The sequence below is a fragment of the Flavobacteriales bacterium genome, assembly GCA_020635855.1.
GTDB lineage: Bacteria > Bacteroidota > Bacteroidia > JACJYZ01 > JACJYZ01 > JACJYZ01.
Genome location: JACJYZ010000002.1, coordinates 1,596,696 through 1,616,775 on the forward strand (window position 1 = coordinate 1,596,696; position 20,080 = coordinate 1,616,775).

The window sequence follows — 20,080 nt, forward strand, 5'->3', positions numbered from 1 at the left end:
ATCCGTCATGAAAAAGATCCTCGTTCCAACTGATTTCAGCTCATGTGCCAACCATGCCGCCGACCTGGCAATTGCCTGGGCCGCCAAAGCTGAGGCGGGCATTCATTTCCTGCATATCCTGGTGACGCCGGTCGACTGGGTGCGCCTCCCGAAAGGAAAGGAAGCGAACTATCCTGAAGTACAAAAGGCCATCGGGTACGCCAAGGACCAACTCCAAAAACTGGAGAAGAAGGCGGAAAAGGCCGGGGTGAAGGCCACCACGTTCCTGGCGTTTGACCAGGATGATGGGGAAATACTCACCCATGCAAATACCATGAAACACGATTTCATCATCATGGGATCGCGCGGGCAAAGAGGAACGGACAATCTGTTCATCGGATCCAATGCGCAAAAGATCGTTCGTCATGCAACCGTACCGGTGGTGGTTGTGAAAGACAAGGTGAAGCAGCCTTCCCTCAAGAAAATTGTTTTCGCTTCTTCTTTCCGGGAGGATGTGATGCCGGCCTTCAAACAGGTGCTGGAGATCGCCAACATGACCGGCGCCCATCTGCACCTGCTGTATGTGAATGTGCCCAATACATTTGAAGAGTCGCCCGAAAGCTTCGGACGCCTTTCGGCATTTCAGAAAAAATGCCACCAGGGGAAATCCAGCATCCATATCTGGAATTCACTGTATGAAGAAAAAGGCATCATGGATTTTGCCCAAAACCTTGATGCCGGTATGATCGCCATGGTGACCCACGGTCGCACCGGAGTGTTGCGGTTGATCGCAAGCAGCATTACCGAAGGCGTGGTGAACCGTGCAGGTGTTCCGGTGATGAGCATCCGGATGACCGCACCATCTTCCAAAAACAAGAACAATGAAAAACAAGACGTCATACACGCAACAGGTTCAACAACTGTTGCTCAAAATTGAACAGGAATACCCCGAACTCTATAAGTACCTGGATGAAAACCCTATCACCATTCCCAGCACAGGAGTAGATCCCATCTCGTCCGTGGATATGGCTGCATACCTTCAGAGTTTAGAGGAGTTGCTGCAACACCACATCGAATCCCATGCCGGAGAACCGGCCCACTGATTTTTTTCATTTAACCCCCACAACCATGAATCTCCGAATCACATTCTTCACCGCCTTCATGGCTGCAGGCCTGTTGTCTGCATGCGTGAAGGAAGCGCCCACCACCACCGAACTGCTGCAGGATGATGCCCGCAGAAATGAAGTGATGGATGCCATTTGCAACGATCCCAAGATGCTGGGTGATATGATGCAACATGTACATCAGAACCAGCACGCCATGGACATGATGCAGTCCGACTCCACCATGATGAACAACATGATGCAGATGATGCACGGCAATCCGGGCATGATGCAGCACATGATGTCGAACATGATGAACATGGCAGCGGCCGACAGCTCAACCTGCAAGCAATTCTGTAAGATGATGGAAGGAAACGAACACATGCGCTGCGCCATGCATGACATGATGAAAGACAGTACCATGATGAACAAGGACATGCCCATGCATCGCCACGGCAACATGCCGATGATGAAATAGCTGCCGATCCGTACATTTGATTTCATGAAGAACGGGAAGCAGCTGTTGACATACCGGCATCTGGGCATTGAGACCCAGCACGAGCACATTGTGTTCATGCGGAAAGATTGTCACGTATGCGTATCCGAGGGGTTTGAAGCACTTTCGCGGGTGCGTGTATTCAAAGGAGGCAAGCACATCATCGCCAACCTGAATGTGGTCACCGAAAACCACATCCTTGAACAGGGAGAGGTGGGACTGTCGAACAGCGCCCGGATCGCATTGGGTGCAAAGGAAGGCGATCATATAAGGGTGATGCATCTGTCGCCCATCCAATCCCTGGCGTACATGCGGGCCAAGATCTTCGGAGAAGAACTGAACGAAGACCAGTTCACCGGGATCATCACTGACATGGTGGCGGGCAGGTATGCCAATGTGCATATTTCCGCCTTCGTTACGGCATGTGCCGGACAACGGATGACCGCTGCAGAGATGACGGCGCTCACCCGCGTGATGATCAACACCGGACGCAGACTTTCTTGGAATGCGTCCGTGGTTGCCGATAAGCATTGTGTGGGCGGGCTTCCGGGTAACCGCACCACACCCATCGTGGTGGCCATTGCTGCGGCGAACGGCCTCATCATTCCAAAAACATCTTCCAGGGCCATTACTTCACCGGCCGGTACCGCCGATACCATGGAGGTAATCACGCCCGTTAACCTCACTTCCCGTCGCCTGAAAGAGGTGATCCGGAAGGAGGGAGGCTGCCTGGCCTGGGGAGAATCCGCACACCTGAGCCCGGCGGATGATATCCTCATTCGCGTGGAACGTGCACTGGATATCGACAGCGAAGGACAAATGATCGCTTCCGTACTCTCCAAGAAAGCGGCGGCGGGCTCCACCCATGTGGTGATTGATATCCCAGTGGGCCCCACAGCCAAGGTGAGAAGCGAGCAGGACGCAGAGCGGTTAAAGTATCTCTTTAAGGTGGTGGCGCGGGACATCGGACTTAAAGTAAAGGTACTGATCACCGACGGGATGCAACCCGTCGGACGTGGGATCGGCCCGGCTTTGGAGGCGATGGACGTTCTTTCCGTTCTCCGTTGTGAAGCCGGTGCTCCTGCTGATCTCAGGGAACGCGCCCTCCTGCTTGCGGGAAATTTGTTTGAACTCACCGGAAAAGCTGGCGTAGGTAAAGGGTATGCCATGGCCCGGCAATGCATCGACAGTGGTGAGGCATTGAAGAAGTTCATGGCCATTTGCCGGGCACAAGGAGGTTTTACCGAGCCCGCAATGGCACATTACCATAAGGATGTGAAAGCACCTGTATCTGGAACCGTACAGGATATTGATAACCGCAAACTGGCCAAACTGGCCAAATTGGCCGGTGCGCCGGACGATGCCGAGGCAGGCGTGGAATTACACACACCGTTGGGTACAAAGGTGAAAAAGGGAGATGTGTTGTTCACTGTCTATTCCAATTCGAAAGGCGAACTTCAGTACGCACTCAATTATTTGAAGCAACAGGATGGAGCATATATTGTTCGCGTTACCGGGAAATGAAGTGCTGGCTGACCGGCTTGCATCACTAACAGGTGCGGAGACCGGCAGCGCACAGTTTCATCGCTTTCCTGATGAGGAAGTACTCGTCAGGATCGACAGCGATGTGAAAAACAAAAGGGTGACATTGGTATGCACCCTCGACCGTCCCGATGCCAAATTCCTCCCCCTTTATTTTCTTGCACAAACCGCACGTGACATGGGTGCGGCAACGGTTCGGGTGGTGGCGCCGTACCTGGCATATATGCGGCAGGACAAACGGTTTCACCAAGGTGAAGCCCTGAGCTCGTCGTGGTTCGGGCATTTGGTGAGCGGTATGGCTGATGAACTGCTCACGATTGATCCGCACCTGCATCGCCATCACAACCTGGCGGAAGTGTTTTCCATTCCCGCCAAAGCCCTGCATGCCGCCCCGCTGGTCAGCGAATGGATCAGGGCGCATGTGAAGAACCCTTTGTTGATAGGCCCGGATGAGGAAAGCGAACAGTGGGTGTCCGAAGTAGCCCGCATGGCCGGTGCTTCATTTGCCGTATTGAAAAAGATCCGGCATGACGACAACCATGTGACGGTATCCCTTCCGGATGCGGATGCCTATCGCGGCCACACACCCGTACTGGTGGACGACATCATCTCCACCGCACACACCATGATGGAAACGGTGGGCCACTTGAGGGATGCAGCGCTTCCGCCGCCGGTGTGCATCGGCGTACATGCGGTGTTTGCCGGTGATGCTTACGAACGGCTGTTGCAATCAGGTGTGGCATCCGTGGTTACCTGTAACACCATCGTTCATCCCAGCAACCGGATTGATATTTCTTCATTGTTTGCCGATCACTTATGAAATCCATTCCCCAAATTCACGTCACCAAAATGTCGGGTGAACAGGTGATGTTTGATGCCGAAAAACTCCGGCGTTCACTCACACGCTCAGGCGCAAGCCCGCAAACAGCCAACGAGATCATCCGTGAAATGGAGCCTGACCTCTATGAGGGCATCCCCACCAAGGTCATTTACCAGTGGGCCCGCAAGCTGCTTCACAAGCATTCGCGGTCGCATGCAGCCAGGTATTCCCTGAAAAAAGCCATTCGCGATCTCGGCCCCACGGGTTACCCGTTTGAAAAATACATCGGGGCTTTGTTGAAGGAAGAAGGATATCAAACAGAAGTGAACGTGATCATCCAGGGGCACTGTGTGAAACATGAGGTGGATGTGGTGGCCAGTCAGGGCAGCAGGCAGTTCATGATCGAATGCAAGTTTCACAGTGATCCGGTGAACAAATGCAACGTACAGGTGCCGCTGTATATCCAGTCACGCTTCATCGACATCAAAACCAGGGAAGAAGAGCGGGACGGTCACAACCACATCATCCACCAGGGGTGGGTGGTTACCAACACGCGCTTCACCGAAGATGCGCTCCAGTTCGGTACCTGCATGGGCCTATACATGCTTAGCTGGGATCATCCGCGCGGACAAAGCCTGCGTGAGCGAATCGACCGGAGTGGCCTGCATCCCGTGACATGTCTGTCGTCATTGTCTGGGAGTGAGAAACAAAGCCTGCTCAACCGCGGCATTGTGTTGTGCCGTCAGTTGTTGGAATCGCTATCGGAGGGGCCGGTTACCGGTGTAGATCATCGCAAAACGGATCGCATCCGGGAAGAGGTGATCCAGTTGTGTCATATCGTCCCTAAAACCTGAAAGAATGCCACGAAGACTCTAAGGCACGAAGGTTTGCTGTGCGAACTTTTCCTGGTGCACTGGAGGTAAAAAGTCCGGCGGAGCCTGCAGAACCTACCTGCTGATGCACAGGCTAGCGTGATAGCAGGCAGGCATGACCACCATCGAAGTCGTAGGGTTTCTGAGTGGAAATATCATCATACTTTCTTCGTGCCTTTGTGGCAATCACACAATCACGCATTCTTCCTGTAGTTCAGGATCGCCAGGGTATTGAATACCAAGGCCAGCAGGGCGATGATACCCAGGTTGTATGCGATGTCGCTAACGCCGCTTCCTTTCAAAACCACCATCCGCATCACTTCAATGAAGTAGCTGACGGGGTTGAGGTGCGCGATCACCTGCGCCCATTCCGGCATGCTCTCGATGGGGGTGAACAGGCCGCTCATCAAGTTGAAGATCATGATAAAGAAGAAGGACACCGACATGGCCTGCTGCTGGGTGGCCGCAAACGTGGAGATGAGAAGTCCGAGTCCCAATACCGCCAGCAGGTACACCGCCAGGAATCCATACAGCAATCCTATATTACCCAGGGGCACGATGCCGTACACCAGTCGGGCGATGGTGAGCCCGATGGTGAACACGATCATCGACAGCACCCAGAAAGGGATGAGTTTGCCGAGGATGAAGTGGACTTTCCCGATGGGTGTCACATTGATCTGTTCGATGGTTCCGATCTCTTTTTCCCTTACGATATTGAGTGCGCACATCATACTCCCGATCATGGTCACCAGCATCACCAGGATACCAGGCACCATGAACACCTTGTAGCTCATCAGCGGGTTGTACCAGTTGGATGAGGTGAGTGAGATGACGGGTACCGGGTTGAACTCCGGCTGGTGCATCCATTCCGAACGTATGTTGTTGTTGAAGTTCATGAGGATGCGCCCCATGTATGCAGCGCCAACAATGGCCTTGGTGCCGTTGATGGCGTTCACGGCCATATACACGGGGGCTTCCTGGTCACGCACCAGTTGTTGTTCAAACTGCGGCGGGATCTGCAGCACGAGGTCGGCTTCGTTGTCTTCGACCAACGTGAGGCTTTGCTTGTAATTGGTGTTGTAGTCTGCCAGGATGAAGTAACCGGAGGAGGTAATGCTTTCCACCAGGTCGTGCGCGTAGGTGGAGTGGTCCTGGTCTACCACGGCGATGCGGATGTTCTTTACTTCATAGTCGGCCGCCATCGGCAACACGATCAGCTGAATCATCGGCGCCACCAGGATCATGCGCAGGATGGCCGGATCCCTAAAGATCTGGCGGAATTCCTTTTGAAGCAGAAATTTGATGGTGCGCATGGTTGTTCGATGTTCGTTATTCGTTATGTCTTCCTGACTTTGGCGGAAGAGGGTCAATAGTCATTGGTCAATAGTCATTGGTCAATAGTTGGATGCATGTAGGTTGGCATTTCCGCGACCGGGAGTGTACCATTGACCGCGCAGCAAATTGACGGCGAAGCCTATTGACCACCAATCGTAATTCGTCATTATTAATTCGTCATTCAACATCACTCCAATCGTATTTTGAAATTCTTCCTGCAAACCAGCATAAGTACCAGCGTCATGCCTACCAGGATCAGGGTTTCTTTCCAGATGTGTTCGAAGCCGAGGCCTTTGATCATGATGGATTTAACGATGATATAAAACCATTTGCTGGGAACGATGTTCGACAGTATCTGTAGCGGAAGGGGCATGTTTTCAATGGGAAAGATGAAACCGCTCAGCAGCATGGTCGGTAGCATGGTGGCCATTACAGATGCGAACATAGCGGTTTGCTGGGTTTTTGAAATGATGGAGATGAGCAGTCCCAGCGACAACCCCGTGATCACAAACAGCAGGCTTTCGGTGTATAGCAGCACGATGCTTCCCTGCACGGGCAATCCCAGCAGAAAACGGCTCAGCAGGAGAATGGATGTAACGTTGAACAGGGAGATCAGCAGGTAGGGAATGAATTTGCTCACGATCACCATCATGGGTTTGAAAGGGGAGACCAGCAGGATTTCCATGGTGCCCAGTTCTTTTTCGCGCACGATGGAGATGGCGGTCATCATCACGCATATCAGCAGCATGATCATGGCCATCATGCCCGGGATGAAGGTATGTTCTCCTTTGAGTTGCGGATTGTACAGCATGCGGATGCGGGGTACCACACGGTATGGGATCGACGAGGTGGCCATCATGTCTTGCTGGTAATCGCCGATGATGGAGGTGAGGTAATTGTCGATGGTGGTGGCGGTGTTCAGTTCACTGGCATCGGTGATGATCTGAACGGTCATATCATGCTGGTGGAATAGGGCGTCTGCTGCGCGTGGCGGGAAGATCAGGGCCGCTTTGATCTTGCCTTCCCTGAATGCGGCTTCCAGTTGTTCCTTGTTGTTGAGCGCCCGGTCGATGTCGAAATACTTGCTGGCATCTATCCGCCGGGTGATGCCCATGGATGTTTCGTCTTTGGCATCGTCGACGATGGCGATGTGCGCGTGTTTCACTTCGTTGGTGAGGGCGAAACCGAAGAGGATGATCTGTACGATGGGCAGGCCAAACAGCATCAGCAATGTTTTCCTGTCGCGGAATACATGGTAGAATTCCTTGCGAATGAATGACAGCAGCTGTTCGAGTTGTTTCGCTTTCATCAGTCGGCTTGTCGTTTGGCGCCCCTGGCCAGGATGCGGAAGACCTCATCCATGGAATCGGCATTGTATTTTTCTTTGAGTTGTGCGGGTGCATCGAGTGCTTCGATGTTGCCGTCGACCATGATGGACACGCGGTCGCAATACTCGCTTTCATCCATGTAGTGGGTGGTCACGAATACTGTTACTCCACGGTTGGCCGCTTCATATATCAGGTCCCAGAACTGGCGGCGCACAACGGGGTCCACACCACCTGTGGGTTCGTCGAGGAACACGATGCGGGGTTCATGCACGATGGCCACGGAGAAAGCCAGCTTTTGTTTCCATCCGAGGGGAAGTTCCCCCACTTTCTTTTTGCGTTCGTTTTCAAGTCCGAGGCGTTGCACCAGGTTTTCCGATTTCTCTTTGATGTCGCGATCCGAGAGTCCGTAGATGCCGGCATAGAACTGGATGTTTTCCAGCACGGTGAGGTCTTCATACAGGGAGAATCGCTGGCTCATGTATCCGATGCGTTGCTTGATGCGGTTGGCTTCGGTGTATACATCAAAACCGGCCACGGTGGCTTTTCCGTCGCTGGGTGTGAGCAGTCCGCACAGCATGCGCATGGCGGTTGTTTTTCCCGCGCCATTGGCTCCCAGGAAACCGAAGATCTCGCCCTCGTGTACATCGAACGTGAGTTCGTTGGCGGCCACGAAATGCCCGAAGCGTTTGGTGAGTTTCTCGGTATGGATCACAATGTCTTTCATGCGGCCTGGGTTTCGCCTGTCATCAAACGGATGAAGCAGTCTTCGATGGTAGGGGAGGCGGGAGACAGTTCGAGTTGTTCGTGTCCGCCGTGCATCAGTTGGGCCTTGATCTTTTCCAGGGATGCTTCATCGCTTTCACGGAAAACGCAGTGGGCGTATTCGCCGAAGGCATAGCAGCTGGATGTTTCCGGCATGGCGCGGAGGTCGCGGATCAAGGCATACATGTTGGACGACCGGGCCTGGAACAGCGGATCGGGGTATGCATTTACAATGGCTTGTGGGGTATCTACAGACAGGATGCTTCCGCCCTGTATTAGTCCTACGCGGTCACACAGGTTGGCTTCGTCCATGTACGGCGTGGAGACCAGGATGGTGATGCCCTGTTCTTTGAGTCGCTTCAGCATCTCCCAGAATTCTTTTCTGGAAACGGCATCCACGCCGGTGGTGGGCTCGTCCAGGAAAAGCACGGTGGGCTTGTGGATGAGGGCGCAGCTCAGTGCGAGCTTCTGTTTCATACCGCCTGATAGCTGTCCGGCACGCCGGTTTTTGAACGGCTCGATCTGCACGTAAATGTCTTTGATCAGGTCGTAGTTCTCACGGATGGTGGTGCCGAAAACGGTGGCGAAGAAAGAGAGGTTTTCCTCCACGGTGAGGTCTTGGTAGAGAGAGAACTTGCCGGGCATGTAACCTACCTGCTTGCGGATTTGTTCGTAATCTTTAACCACGTCGAGTCCGTTCACGGTAGCGGTGCCACTGTCGGGCAACAGCAAGGTGGTGAGCATGCGGAAGATGCTGGTTTTCCCTGCACCGTCGGGGCCAATCAGTCCGAATAGCTGTCCCGCCGGAATGTCAAGCGACACCTCGTTCACAGCCAGCACCTGGCCTTCTTCGTAGGTTTTCTTGAGCTTGTTGAGGGTAACGGCGGGCATGGTTGGGTTTGTGGTTTGTTGTTTCTGGTTTGTGGTTGTTAGTTGGTCAATAGTCAATAGTCAATGGTCAATGGCCTGCCCGACCGTAACGAAGTGTAGGCGGGTCAATGGTCGGTAGTTGGTGGCATGTCGGCTACTATTGACGCGACCGCAGGGAGCCATTGACCGCGTAGCAAATTCACGGCGAAGCCCATTTTCCAACGTTCCCCTCCTACATATTACCCGGTATAAATATGTCCGACCCATTTCTAATTTCTAATTCCTAATTATAATTTAATCTCCCCGTACATTCCGATTTTCAGCAGCCCGTCCGGGTTGTTCACCTTTACCTTGATCGCATACACCAGGTTGGCGCGTTCGTCTTTTGTCTGGATGGTTTTCGGGGTGAATTCGGCCTTGTCGCTGATCCATGAAATGGTGCCGGGATGTTCGGTGTATCCGCCATCGGGTGCATCCACAAATACATGTACCTGTTGGTTGAGTTTGATGGCCGGCAGCTGGTCGCCCGTCACATACACGCGGAGGGTGAGCGAGCTGAGATCGGCGATCTTGTATAGCGGCTTGCCCGGCGCGGTGAGCTCATGGGCATGGGCGTAGTTGGCGATCACTGTTCCGTTCACGGGGTTCACCAGCCTGCATTTGGCGATCTGGTCATTCACCTGGTCGATCTGTGCCATGAAGGGGTTCGATTGCAGGGTGATGCTTTCGGAGGTGATCGACAGGGATGAGTGCATGGCTTCGCGCTGGCGGTTGATCACGTCGATCTGGTTGTTCACGTCGTCGAGTTGTTTTTGCGGCGCCGCCTTGTCGGCCACCAGTCGCTGCATGCGTGCCTGTTCTGTTTTGGCGGCTTCCAGCTGGGCGTCGAGTGCTGCCAGTTGTGTGGCCACGTTCGGGCGTTGACTGAGCACAGCCAGCATTTGCAGGCGCAGTTGTTTTTTCTTGAGGGTCAGCTGGAGGCTGTCGACATAGCCCACATCATCGCCGGCTTTGAAGACATCGCCTTCCTCCACATCGTATCGCATCAATTCGCCGGAAGCCTGGGAAGACACGAGTGTTTCCACTGCTTCAAAGGCGCCGGATGCGTCGAAGTCGTTATCGCCTTTGCGGCATTGGGTCAGCAGCATCACGCTGCACAACAACAGGCTGAACTTTTTCATGGTATGTGGCATTAATTTCCGAGTGTGTTTTGATATTGATATTGGGCCATGCGGAGTTGAACTTCATGCAGCATCTGATCTTGCTGTGCGCGGTTCTCCGCGTTCACTTCCGTGAGGTAGTCGTTCACGGTGATGGTGCCGTTCTCCAGTTTGGCTTTGGCGGCTGATTTGATGTTGCCTCTCAGCACCACAATTTCTTTGTCGCGTGAGAGCAGTCCCTGCAGCCGGGTCATTTCTTCGTTTTGCTTGGATGCCTGGAGTTGGGTGTTGAAGAGGAACACGTCGCGTTGTGTGTCAATCATCTGCTGGTTAATGGCGATGATTTTCTTTTGTCTGCCGGCAGTATAGAAGGCTGATACAGGCCATTGCAGCCGCACCCCGCCGATGTAGTAGGTGGCCAGGTCGGGAGAGAGCATGTTCAGGGGTGAGGGTTGTCCGATGCCGCCCTGGAAGAACAGGCCGATGCGTGGCAGTGTGCGTGCGGTCACCAGTTTCGACTGGATATCGAGGCGTTGTTTCTGCCGTTCGAAGAGTTCTGTTTCGGGGCGGTGTATGTCTTGTCCGGAAGGGGTCAGGCCCGCCGGTAGCTGAAGTTTGGCATCTGCCGGTACCTGCTGGCCGGTGAAGCGGGAGAGCATATCTGCATACGCCCGGCGGTTGGCCTCCAGGTCTACCTTGCGTTGGTCTGCCTGCAGGATGGCAACCTTGACAGCATCCGCATCCGCCTGGATGGCCACTTCATTGGCCACGAGGGATTGCATGCGGGTGAGGGTGGAGGAGAGGTCGTTCTGCAGCAATTCTATCTGTTGAAGTTGGGCATTGATCAGCAGCATGCCGAAGTAAAGTTGCTGCACACGTTCGTTTATCTGATAGAGGTCCACTTCCAGTTTCTGGGCATCCACGGCCGATGTGGCTTCCTCGTTCTTTTTGTTCCACTTCATGGTGGTGAGTTCGCTCACGGGCTGGTAGATCTCCGCATATACCTTGTATTGATCTTTGCTCACGCTCGGGATCTCCACGTTGGGGATGGGTACTTCCACCTGGGTCACGTCCGACTGGTGGGTGGCCTGACCGGCGATGTTGATCTGCGGCAGGTAAGCGGCAGTGGCATTGGAGAGGGAGTATTCCTTGCTCTTTTCGATGAGGTCGTGCTGGCGGATCAGGGGATAGTTTTCCCGGGCGAGTTTGAGGCATGATTCCAGCGTGAGCGACTCCTGTGCAAAGACGGATGCCGGGGCGGCAATTGTGCAGATGAGGAGCAGGTGCCGGATTCGTTTGAAAACGGTAGCGGGTTGATGTTTCATCGCTTGGTAGGTTTTTTTTCAAGCATGGCGTTCATCCAGATGGGAATGAGCTGACGTCTTTCTTCGATCAGTTGTTTGTATTCCTTCTGGCTCACGCCGGAGAATTTTTTCAGGATAGGGGCTGCAATGAACGGAAAGATGGTCATGCCCATAAGGTTGGCCATCACGTGAAAGGTGTGCATGGGTTGCAGCTTACCGGCCGCCATGGCTTCTTCGATCTGTTCCATGAAATGCATGCGTGCCCGGCCGATGTTGCCATCCACCTTCTCCGGAAAGTCGGCTTTGCCGTGATGCATTTCACGGAGAATGAACAGGGGCAGGTCGGGAAATTGGGTGAGCAGGTCAATGTAGCCGGATGCGATGTGGGCCATTTTGTCCTGCACCGATGTGCTGTCGTCATTGAACAATCCGGCCATGCCCTTGATGAAGGTGGCCATGTTTTCCTGCATGATGATCTCGAAGAGTTTCTCTTTGCTGCGGAAGTAATAGTTCAGCAAGGCCAGGTTGATGCCGGCCTCTTCGGCGATCTCCCGCGTTTTGGTAGCGGCGAAACCTTTTTTGGTAAAGAGCTTGCGGCCGGCGGCTTTGATTTTTTCTTCGGTGGACTTATCGACTTTCTTCGCGTTCATGCATCACAGGTTGATGGAGCAAAGGTAAAGTCATTTTTCTGAATTAAACAAATGATTAAATTAAATGTTTAAAAAAATACTTGGGTAAGATGGGGTAAGGTTTGCCACAAACCTGCCTGCCATTGCTCCGGGCTTGGGTGTCGGCAGGCAGGGACACGAAGGCTCAAAGAAAATGGTGTGTTGTGCGGAGGGCTTTTTGTGCTATTGTCTTAAGCAACTTGAAGACACAACGGTATTGCAGCAAGGACATGTAGATGCCATGGATGAAAGAAACTTTGTGTCTTTGTGCCTTCGTGGCTTAAAACAAAAAATCCCGCGTGTGCGGGAGGGGAAATCATTTCTGGAATTTCTTCAGCCACTTACGGGCTTTGGCTTCGTCGGTAAAGAGACGGGCGGGGATGGGTGGTTTGTTGATCGTAAGGTATGCGTTGGCGATCAAGGCGGAAGCCATGGAGCGGGTTACGATGGCTTCTGCAAGTTTTAGTTCGTTGAGGCGTTTATGCTGTGCGATGTACTGTCTGACCTCCCTGGGAATATCCACGTAGCGATCATCCAGGTTGAACATCACAGGGTGGGGTACACCGTTGGTCAGTTGATCGAGTAACCGGGTGAGTTCATCAATGAAATCAATTCCTATCTGAATATGGTCTTCAAATATATGAGCGGCTTTGACCTCAACGATGCCATCCTCACAAAGCTCCATCGCGCATATGTCGTTGATCAGAACGAGATCGTGTTGGACAGACATAATTTTTTGTGTTGGCAGTTAATGTTACGACGAACAGTCGGAAAGGATACATTAAAGACTCAAAAAGCCCGCTTAAGTTGCAATGTTTTTCAACGAAAGTCAATTTTGAATTGGGAAAAGTCCGTTAATTTTATCGCAATTATTGTAAATAAAGGACTGTCGCATCCAGTCCCGAACAAGAGCAAAACCTCCGAAAATGCCCAGTATTCTTAAACCACCGGCGCTCGTGCGACCGGTCGTTACCATCCGGATTTTGCAGTTGTGTTTGAACTGACGCAGTTGTGAAATAATACACCTAAGTGGGGTGGGGTACTGGAGGTGATACCTTATTCCGAATCCAGGTAAATTTTTTTTCTGTCGGCAGACGGGGTGGGAGAGGTGTGTGAAATGACGAATGTCGAGTGGAGGGGACTATTCGCGCAGTAGCTGGTCAATGGTCATTAGTCAGTGGTCAATGGGTGGGATGTAGCATTGGCACGACCGGAGGGAGTTATTTACGCGCAGCAAATTTACCCGACTGAAAGGAGCGACCGGCAGCGCAGCTTCAATCATAAAACCCTTTCCCGGCCATGATTTTTGGCATGCATTTCTCAATCCGGGATTCGCGGGTTTTTGATTGTTTGGGTTGGGAGAAGTGAAGGATATAGCCCCGCTGCCGTCCAGGTGTGAGTGCATAGAAGGCGGTTGTCAGGTCGGGGTTTTCGGCGAATTTGTTTTGTAGTTCCTCCGGAATGGGTTCCGGCTCCTTTTTGAAATCGACTTTCAGTCCGGCCTTTTCAACTTCAATCGCTTCGTGGATGTAAGCTTTCAACACCGGTTCCAGTTTGGCGATCTGCTTCACGTCCGTGAATCTGATCACACGGGCCGACTGGGTATTTTCTCCGGGCATGGTCAGCAGCTTGTGCTCGTCCTGCAGCAATGCACCTTTGAAAAAGCTGAGTGCTGCGTATTCTTTGAAGGCGCTCACGATGGCCACGTTGTGTTGCTGAAAGGTGTAGCAGGGAATGCCCCATTTGCGTTCTTCGGTGAGTCCGCAGTCGAGCACGATCTTTCTTAACAGCTTCAGTTCACCCGGCCAGGTATGCACTTTGCAGTCGGCCGTGCCTCCCAAGGGGCAGCGTCCGCAACCTTCGGCCAGGTAGGCATCAACTTCAGGATTGGTGGCGTTCATGGTAACTAGTCGTTCAGTCCTTTGCCGTCCATGATCAGCGGCGTGCACTTGTCAATGCGCGCTTCCCTCGTGGCGGATTGTTTGGCGGATGAGAAGTGCAGGAGGTAGGCGCGTTGCCGGCCCGGCGTGAGTGCTTCGAAAGCTTTTTTCAGTTTGGGTTGGGCATTGAGTCTTGTTTGAAATTCTTCCGCCATGGGGAACTCGCGGGTCTTTTTCAGGGTAACTTTCAATCCGGCTTTTTCCACCTCCACGGCTTCATGGATGTAGGCTTTCAGCACGGGGGCCAGCTTCCGGATTTCAGCTTCGTTGGTGAACCTGATCTGGCGGGCCGACTGCACGTTTTCTGTTTGCTGGATGAGGATGCCGTTGGTATCTTTCAGCAGGGCGCCCTTGAAGAAAAGGTATGCGCAGTATTCCTTGAAACCGTGGATAAGCACGATGTTGCTGTTGTTATAGGTATAGCATGGTTGTCCCCATTTCAGCTCTTCGGTAAGTCCGCATTCCAGGGCGATCGTGCGCAGGGTTTCGAATGCTGCCTGCCACTGGGTGGCTTTATTGAAGAAGAAGTCGACTTTGGGATTCATGGGGCGTGGTTATTGAACAGTTGCAAGTTTGCGATCGGCGGGTCTGAGGTACCAAGATACCATTGTGAGGGTTAAAAGTAATAAGGATGGAAGAATTTCGCTGATGGCCTCACCGGTGGCGTAATGGGAAAAAGCCGCGCCGGACATCACGAAGAAGAAACCGGCATAGGCCCATTCTTTGAGGATGGGAAATTTAGGCACCAGCACGGCGATGACCCCAAGCAGTTTCCAGATACCTAGGAGGGTTAACACATATTCCGGATAGCCCAGGTGCGTGAGGCTGTCCAGCGCACCGGCGCCTTCTTTCATTTTCAGCAATTGCACCAGGCCGGTAGACACCATGCCGAGCGACAGCCAGATGGTGGCAATCCAGTAGATGATTTTGTTTCTCTTTTTCATTGTAGTTGGTTTAACCGTATTACCTTGCCATTACTTCCTTCCTTCCTTACTTACTTACTTACTTACTTACTTACTTACTTACTTCATTACCTTTTTACTCATTTTCACAACCTCCTCCAACCGGTCATGCGCCATTCCTAAGCCATGTGCAAAGGGAAGCTTCATCATCTGGTCGCGCACATCGGTGGACCGGAACACAATGCGTATGTTAAGTTGGCTGGTGCTTTCCGTGAGCTTTTCGAAATCCATGAACTCGAGCTGGGCGCCGAAGGGGGCGTTCTCCATTTCAAAGGTGCGGACGATGCGTTGGTTGGGGGTGAACGTGTGGATGGTGCCGTGGGCGCGAAACACCACGTTGCCCTGGGGATCGCGGGTTTCGTATTGCCAGCCGCCGTGTTGTTTGTTTTCGAGTTTGAGCACGTGGGTGTTCATCCATTGCGCCACGATGCCGGGATCGGTGTGTGCTTCAAAGAGTGATTCAACGGGCAGGTCGAATGTGCGGGTGATGATGATGTTTTGCTGACCGGCTTCGGCGTGGACGTGTGTTTTTCTTTCCATGGTGGTTGAATGTTTTGAGGGTTTTTGTTGTTGAGCCACGAAGGCACGAAGAATCGGAAAAGTCCTTTGTTCCCTGATGGCTTTGTGGCATTTCTATTTTTGTTTACGCTGTTTCATCACGGCTTCCAGTTTGTTGAACCGGTCGTCCCAGAGGTTGCGGAAGGGTTCCACGAAGTCGGCGATTTCTTTCATTTTCTGCGGATTCAGGTGGTAGTACATTTCCCGGCCTTTTTGTTCCTGGGCGATCAGTTCACATTCGGTGAGGATCTGCAGGTGTTTGGATACGGTGGGTCGTGCGCTGTCGAAGTTGGCGGCGATGGCGCCGGCGGTCATGGACTGTGACGCGAGCAACATTAAGATGGTCCGGCGTGTGGGGTCGGCGATGGCCTGGAATACGTCTCGTCGTAGGTTCATTGCGTAGTTATTTGACGACAAATATAAGGGTAGTTAATTGGCTACGCAAATACCAAACAGGTCAGATTTTGATTCAGTCCCTTTTATCCTATAATTAATATTATGTTAAGTAGTGAAAAGGCCTGCACCACAACGATCCTACCTCATTATAATTAATTGTGAATCATTCCGGGGCCTTCCCTTTTCGTGGTCCGGATGTTAGACCATAGATATTCACCGGTTGTCAATAACTCCCTTCGGTCGCGTCAATAACCTCCGACCATCATTGACCCGCCTTCACCGCGTTACGGACGGGCTGGCCATTGACTATTGACCAGCTACAACCTTTGAAACTTTCTCTCAACGTCGTCCAACCAACTTGAGACTCATGACTTGAGACTTGCGACTAAAAAAAAGCCGCGCACTTTCGTACACGGCTTTACCATAGACTTATGACTAAGGACTATTTCCCTGCGTCAGGATTTTGTTGAATGCTCAGAAGCTCCAGTTCGAACACCAGTGTTTCGTTCGGACCGATCTTGCCGCCGGCGCCGCGCTCACCATATGCCAGGTTTGCAGGAACCCACAGCTTCCACTTGGAACCAACGGGCATCAGTTGCAGGGCTTCTGTCCAGCCTGGGATCACACCGTTTACCGGGAATGATGCCGGCTGACCGCGCTCCACAGAGCTGTCAAACACGGTACCGTCCAGCAAGGTGCCTGTGTAATGTGTGGTTACCATGTCTTCCGGACCTGGCTTTGCACCGTTTCCTTCAACAAGTACTTTGTATTGAAGTCCGCTCGGAAGCGTTACCACGCCGTCTTCTGTTTTGTTCTTGGTCAGGAAGTCCTCACCTTTTTGGGCGCTGGCTTCACCCTTCTTGCGCTGCTGGTCCATAAAGTACGTTTGCAGTGCGGTTTCGGCATCCTGTACGTTTACCTGAAGGTCTTTGTCCTGGAATACATCCGCAAAAGCCATCTGGATAATTTCCGGCTTCAGCTCGGTTACACCCTGTTGCTTCAGGCTGTTTCCGATGCTGACGCCAAGGCTATAGCTGACCTTGTCGACTTGGTTGTTCAGGTCCAGGGCAGGTGCTTCCTTCTCCTGGTTGCATGCCATCAGTGCCATTCCGGCCACGCATGCGATCATCATTTTTTTCATTTGGGTGGTTTTGTTTTGTCGTATTGAGGCGACAAAGCTAATGTTTTCACAAGGAATGTGGTCAGCTTTTTCCGAATAAGTGTTGCCCGTATCCTAATTCATCAGTATTTCTATCTTTGCAAAGCCAGTACGGGCATCCCTCGTACCGGCGATCCCGACGCATCCGGGCATGGTTGGCAGCACGGAAATGATACACGTAAGGCATGAATATTGGTACCTGATGATGTAATAGGCTATCCGACCTGTTCCCGATGTACGATTGGATTAAATGAAAACTTGATTAAAAACCTCATTTTATGTTGAAAAACAAGATTTTAACTTCTTTGGTGATGGTTGCTTTGGCCCTGCCTGCCTTTGCTCAGAAGAACAATGTGCAAACGGCTTACAACATGCTGAAGAGCAACCGTCTGGCCGAAGCAAAAACCGCCATTGATCAGGCTGCAGAAAACGAAACCACAAGCAATGATCTGAAGATGTGGTACTATCGCGGTAAGATCTACTACGAAATTGCCCGCCTGAAGAAAACCGATATCGACCCCGATGCCATGTCAAAAGCCGCTGAAGGCCTCATGCGCTGTATTGATGTGGATGACAAAGCACGCTACAAAGAAGAGGTCCACAAATTGCTCATGTCTACCGCCGGCATGATGAACAATGCCGGTATTGATGAGTACAATGCCGAAAACTATGACGGCGCCGAGAAAACCTGGATGTCGATCCTCGGTGTGCTCCCCTATGCCAACAAACTGGAGCAGGTGCAACTGAACCTCGACACAGCCACCGTTTACAACAACTGCCTGAGTGCAGCTCTCAAAGCCGGTCAGAAAGACAAAGCGAAAGAGTATATCACCACCCTGATTGCCATGAAGCCCGATAACCTTTTGGGTCTCTACATTGACCTGAGCAATCTGTACATTGAAGACAAGGATATGGACGGGGCTTTGAAAGTTGTAGAAGACGGTCTGAAGGAATTTCCGAGTGACAAGCTGTTGGGTCAGCAGATGGTGTTCCTTTACTTCAACCTGAATCGTACCGATGACCTGCTCGCGAAGCTGAACAAGAACCTGGAGTCGAACCCCAACGATGCCGGTTCCATATACCTGCGCGGAAAGATCATGGAATCCAAGGAAGAACTGACCAAAGCGGAAACCGACATCTCCAAGGCGGCCGAACTCTCTCCGGAAGTGTTCGACTACTGGTACGACCTGGGCGTTGTTCAATACAACCTCGGTGCTTCCACCATCAATTCAGCCAACAACATCAAGGACAACAAAAAGTATGAGGCCAAGAAAGCCGAAGGCAATGCCAAGATCAAGGCGGCTGCTTCCAGCTTTGAGAAAGCCAAAGACATCAAGCCTGAAGACCTCGATGTACTGAACCAGCTTAAGCAGGTGTACATCCGCACCAACGAAAATGTGAAGTACGATGCGGTGGTGGCCAAGCTGAAAGAATTGGAATCCAAGTAAAGGATAACCTCCATTCCCATGAAAAAAAGGACCTCGATTTTCGAGGTCCTTTTTTTTATAGTCTTTAGTCGTAAGTCTCTAGTCTTTAGTTGTTAGATCGTATGCCCGTTGCCTGAGAAATATTCTCGGCTTGGACGATGTTCTCTTTTTCTTGCCACTAAAGACTTACGACTAAAGACTAAGGTCATTCCAGCCGCTTCTCAATGTCCGCCAGCTTTTCCTTTTCACCGATACGGGTATACAGTGCCTTCAGTGACAATAAGGTATTGGTGTCGGTTGCGTCAATGGCAAAGGCCCTTTCCAGATAGGTACGGGCTTTTTCCAGGTTTTCATTTTCCTTGACGTGTTCTTTTTCGAAGGCCTCTCCTTCCAGTTCGTCTGCAGCCAGGCGGATTGCAACTGCGTTGTTGTAATACATGGCGCCCAGGTTGTAAACGGCATCCAGGTAATCCGGCTTCAGCTCAATGGCTTTCTTGTAAGCCTTTTCGGCGTTGGGTATGTCTTTCAGGTTATCGTATACATGACCGAGGTTGTAATACAACACGACGTTTGTGGGCTCCAGTTCAATGGCCGCCTTCAGTTTGTCACGTGCTTCATTGTTCATCGACTTGGTCAGGTAGTAGTTCACCTGCTGGATGAGCAGGCGCATATTCTTGGGGTCTTTTTTCAGTCCTTCTTCCACCGTTTGATTCCATGCGGCTGTGTCGCCCGATAGCAACAAGGATGATGACAGCAGATCCCATGAGCTTTCCGGTTTGATGTTCCGGTTAACTGCCTTTTTTAGCACAGGGACCGCTTCTTCATACATCTGGGCATTATAGGCGGCCACTCCGGCAAAGTATACAGCATTGGTATCCGCTACATTCAATGTGTCGGCGATGTCTACCGCGTTTGAAAAATCGCGGAATGCACCCGGGTAATCTTTGACATTGTACTCCTTTGCACCTTTGTTGAAATAGGCCCTTCTGCAATTTTCAAGCCCCTTCTCCACATCCTCTTTATACCGGCCCTTTGCATCGTACTTGCGGGTATTCCGGTAAGATTCATAGGCCTTGTCAAGCGGGTTGTCGTCGATGTGAACCTCGGGTTTTGTTTCCTGGGTTGACATGATCATGATGTAGATTTGTCCGCGGTAATTCCACGCTTTCGGGTTTTCAGCCGTAGCGGAATTGGTTACCGCCTCATCGATGGCTGTCTTGGCTTTGTCCCACTCACCATACTGCATGTAGTTGTAGGCGCTAAGCACGTTCGACATTTGTCCGAATGATTGCAGGAAGCCGGCCAGAACCAGTCCACCTGTCAGTAATATCATGCGCATAGTTCAAGAAATTTGGGTGTGCGGCCCGGTTGAATGAAATCAAAGGTATGAAAAAAGGGA

Annotated in this window: 22 protein-coding genes; 7 read left to right on the forward strand and 15 right to left on the reverse strand. The window is 51.9% G+C overall.

Translation table 11 applies throughout. The features are described 5' to 3' along the window. Positions 1–7: 7 nt before the first annotated feature. Genes H6585_06540 through H6585_06565 form a run of 6 tightly spaced genes read left to right on the forward strand, consistent with a single transcriptional unit; the run spans position 8 to position 4,794 of the window. The gene (locus H6585_06540) at positions 8–916 is read left to right on the forward strand and encodes a universal stress protein (GenBank protein MCB9447987.1); all 909 of its coding nucleotides are present in this window, start codon (positions 8–10) and stop codon (positions 914–916) included. Further along, positions 861–1,082, forward strand: coding sequence for a hypothetical protein (locus H6585_06545; protein MCB9447988.1), 222 nt, complete (start codon positions 861–863; stop codon positions 1,080–1,082). The genes H6585_06540 and H6585_06545 overlap by 56 nt, the downstream gene beginning before the upstream one ends. A 25-nt stretch (positions 1,083–1,107) precedes the next feature. After that, positions 1,108–1,560 (forward strand): hypothetical protein, encoded by a 453-nt coding sequence (locus H6585_06550; protein MCB9447989.1) that lies wholly within the window; start codon positions 1,108–1,110, stop codon positions 1,558–1,560. Positions 1,561–1,584: 24 nt separating this feature from the next. Then, the gene (locus H6585_06555) at positions 1,585–3,102 is read left to right on the forward strand and encodes a thymidine phosphorylase family protein (GenBank protein ID MCB9447990.1); all 1,518 of its coding nucleotides are present in this window, start codon (positions 1,585–1,587) and stop codon (positions 3,100–3,102) included. Continuing rightward, positions 3,068–3,940: a ribose-phosphate pyrophosphokinase gene (locus H6585_06560; protein MCB9447991.1), complete on the forward strand. Its 873-nt coding sequence runs from the start codon at positions 3,068–3,070 to the stop codon at positions 3,938–3,940. The genes H6585_06555 and H6585_06560 overlap by 35 nt, the downstream gene beginning before the upstream one ends. A 5-nt stretch (positions 3,941–3,945) precedes the next feature. Beyond that, positions 3,946–4,794 (forward strand): restriction endonuclease, encoded by an 849-nt coding sequence (locus H6585_06565; GenBank protein MCB9447992.1) that lies wholly within the window; start codon positions 3,946–3,948, stop codon positions 4,792–4,794. Positions 4,795–5,006: 212 nt separating this feature from the next. Here the strand turns inward: H6585_06565 and H6585_06570 are convergent, their stop codons facing one another. From H6585_06570 to H6585_06635, 14 genes are all read right to left on the reverse strand, one after another. Beyond that, positions 5,007–6,125: an ABC transporter permease gene (locus H6585_06570; GenBank protein MCB9447993.1), complete on the reverse strand. Its 1,119-nt coding sequence runs from the start codon at positions 6,123–6,125 to the stop codon at positions 5,007–5,009. 209 nt (positions 6,126–6,334) lie between these two features. Then, the gene (locus tag H6585_06575) at positions 6,335–7,456 is read right to left on the reverse strand and encodes an ABC transporter permease (GenBank protein MCB9447994.1); all 1,122 of its coding nucleotides are present in this window, start codon (positions 7,454–7,456) and stop codon (positions 6,335–6,337) included. Beyond that, positions 7,456–8,199, reverse strand: a complete 744-nt coding sequence (locus H6585_06580; GenBank protein ID MCB9447995.1) for an ABC transporter ATP-binding protein — start codon at positions 8,197–8,199, stop codon at positions 7,456–7,458. The genes H6585_06575 and H6585_06580 overlap by 1 nt, the downstream gene beginning before the upstream one ends. Further along, complete coding sequence (locus H6585_06585; GenBank protein MCB9447996.1) at positions 8,196–9,128, reverse strand: ABC transporter ATP-binding protein; 933 nt, start codon at positions 9,126–9,128, stop codon at positions 8,196–8,198. The genes H6585_06580 and H6585_06585 overlap by 4 nt, the downstream gene beginning before the upstream one ends. 266 nt (positions 9,129–9,394) lie before the next feature. After that, positions 9,395–10,300, reverse strand: a complete 906-nt coding sequence (locus H6585_06590; GenBank protein ID MCB9447997.1) for an efflux RND transporter periplasmic adaptor subunit — start codon at positions 10,298–10,300, stop codon at positions 9,395–9,397. Beyond that, positions 10,300–11,592 (reverse strand): TolC family protein, encoded by a 1,293-nt coding sequence (locus H6585_06595; GenBank protein ID MCB9447998.1) that lies wholly within the window; start codon positions 11,590–11,592, stop codon positions 10,300–10,302. The genes H6585_06590 and H6585_06595 overlap by 1 nt, the downstream gene beginning before the upstream one ends. After that, positions 11,589–12,221: a TetR/AcrR family transcriptional regulator gene (locus H6585_06600; protein MCB9447999.1), complete on the reverse strand. Its 633-nt coding sequence runs from the start codon at positions 12,219–12,221 to the stop codon at positions 11,589–11,591. The genes H6585_06595 and H6585_06600 overlap by 4 nt, the downstream gene beginning before the upstream one ends. 334 nt (positions 12,222–12,555) lie before the next feature. Continuing rightward, positions 12,556–12,969 carry a hypothetical protein gene (locus H6585_06605; protein MCB9448000.1) on the reverse strand — a complete coding sequence of 138 codons (414 nt, stop codon included), beginning with the start codon at positions 12,967–12,969 and terminating at the stop codon, positions 12,556–12,558. A 544-nt stretch (positions 12,970–13,513) separates the two neighbouring features. Continuing rightward, complete coding sequence (locus H6585_06610) at positions 13,514–14,140, reverse strand: YdeI/OmpD-associated family protein (protein MCB9448001.1); 627 nt, start codon at positions 14,138–14,140, stop codon at positions 13,514–13,516. A 5-nt stretch (positions 14,141–14,145) separates the two neighbouring features. Continuing rightward, positions 14,146–14,724: a YdeI/OmpD-associated family protein gene (locus H6585_06615; protein ID MCB9448002.1), complete on the reverse strand. Its 579-nt coding sequence runs from the start codon at positions 14,722–14,724 to the stop codon at positions 14,146–14,148. A gap of 9 nt (positions 14,725–14,733) precedes the next feature. Further along, the gene (locus tag H6585_06620; protein ID MCB9448003.1) at positions 14,734–15,123 is read right to left on the reverse strand and encodes a DoxX family protein; all 390 of its coding nucleotides are present in this window, start codon (positions 15,121–15,123) and stop codon (positions 14,734–14,736) included. A gap of 78 nt (positions 15,124–15,201) precedes the next feature. Continuing rightward, on the reverse strand, positions 15,202–15,681 hold the full coding sequence (locus H6585_06625) for an SRPBCC domain-containing protein (protein ID MCB9448004.1): 480 nt from the start codon (positions 15,679–15,681) through the stop codon (positions 15,202–15,204). A 93-nt stretch (positions 15,682–15,774) separates the two neighbouring features. Then, positions 15,775–16,095 (reverse strand): winged helix-turn-helix transcriptional regulator, encoded by a 321-nt coding sequence (locus H6585_06630; GenBank protein ID MCB9448005.1) that lies wholly within the window; start codon positions 16,093–16,095, stop codon positions 15,775–15,777. A gap of 442 nt (positions 16,096–16,537) precedes the next feature. Next, positions 16,538–17,224 carry an FKBP-type peptidyl-prolyl cis-trans isomerase gene (locus H6585_06635; protein ID MCB9448006.1) on the reverse strand — a complete coding sequence of 229 codons (687 nt, stop codon included), beginning with the start codon at positions 17,222–17,224 and terminating at the stop codon, positions 16,538–16,540. 308 nt (positions 17,225–17,532) lie between these two features. Between H6585_06635 and H6585_06640 the strand changes: the two genes are divergently transcribed. Next, positions 17,533–18,702 carry a hypothetical protein gene (locus H6585_06640; GenBank protein ID MCB9448007.1) on the forward strand — a complete coding sequence of 390 codons (1,170 nt, stop codon included), beginning with the start codon at positions 17,533–17,535 and terminating at the stop codon, positions 18,700–18,702. A gap of 184 nt (positions 18,703–18,886) precedes the next feature. On the opposite strand, the gene H6585_06645 is transcribed toward H6585_06640, so the two are convergent. Beyond that, on the reverse strand, positions 18,887–20,020 hold the full coding sequence (locus H6585_06645; GenBank protein MCB9448008.1) for a tetratricopeptide repeat protein: 1,134 nt from the start codon (positions 20,018–20,020) through the stop codon (positions 18,887–18,889). Positions 20,021–20,080 lie beyond the last annotated feature (60 nt).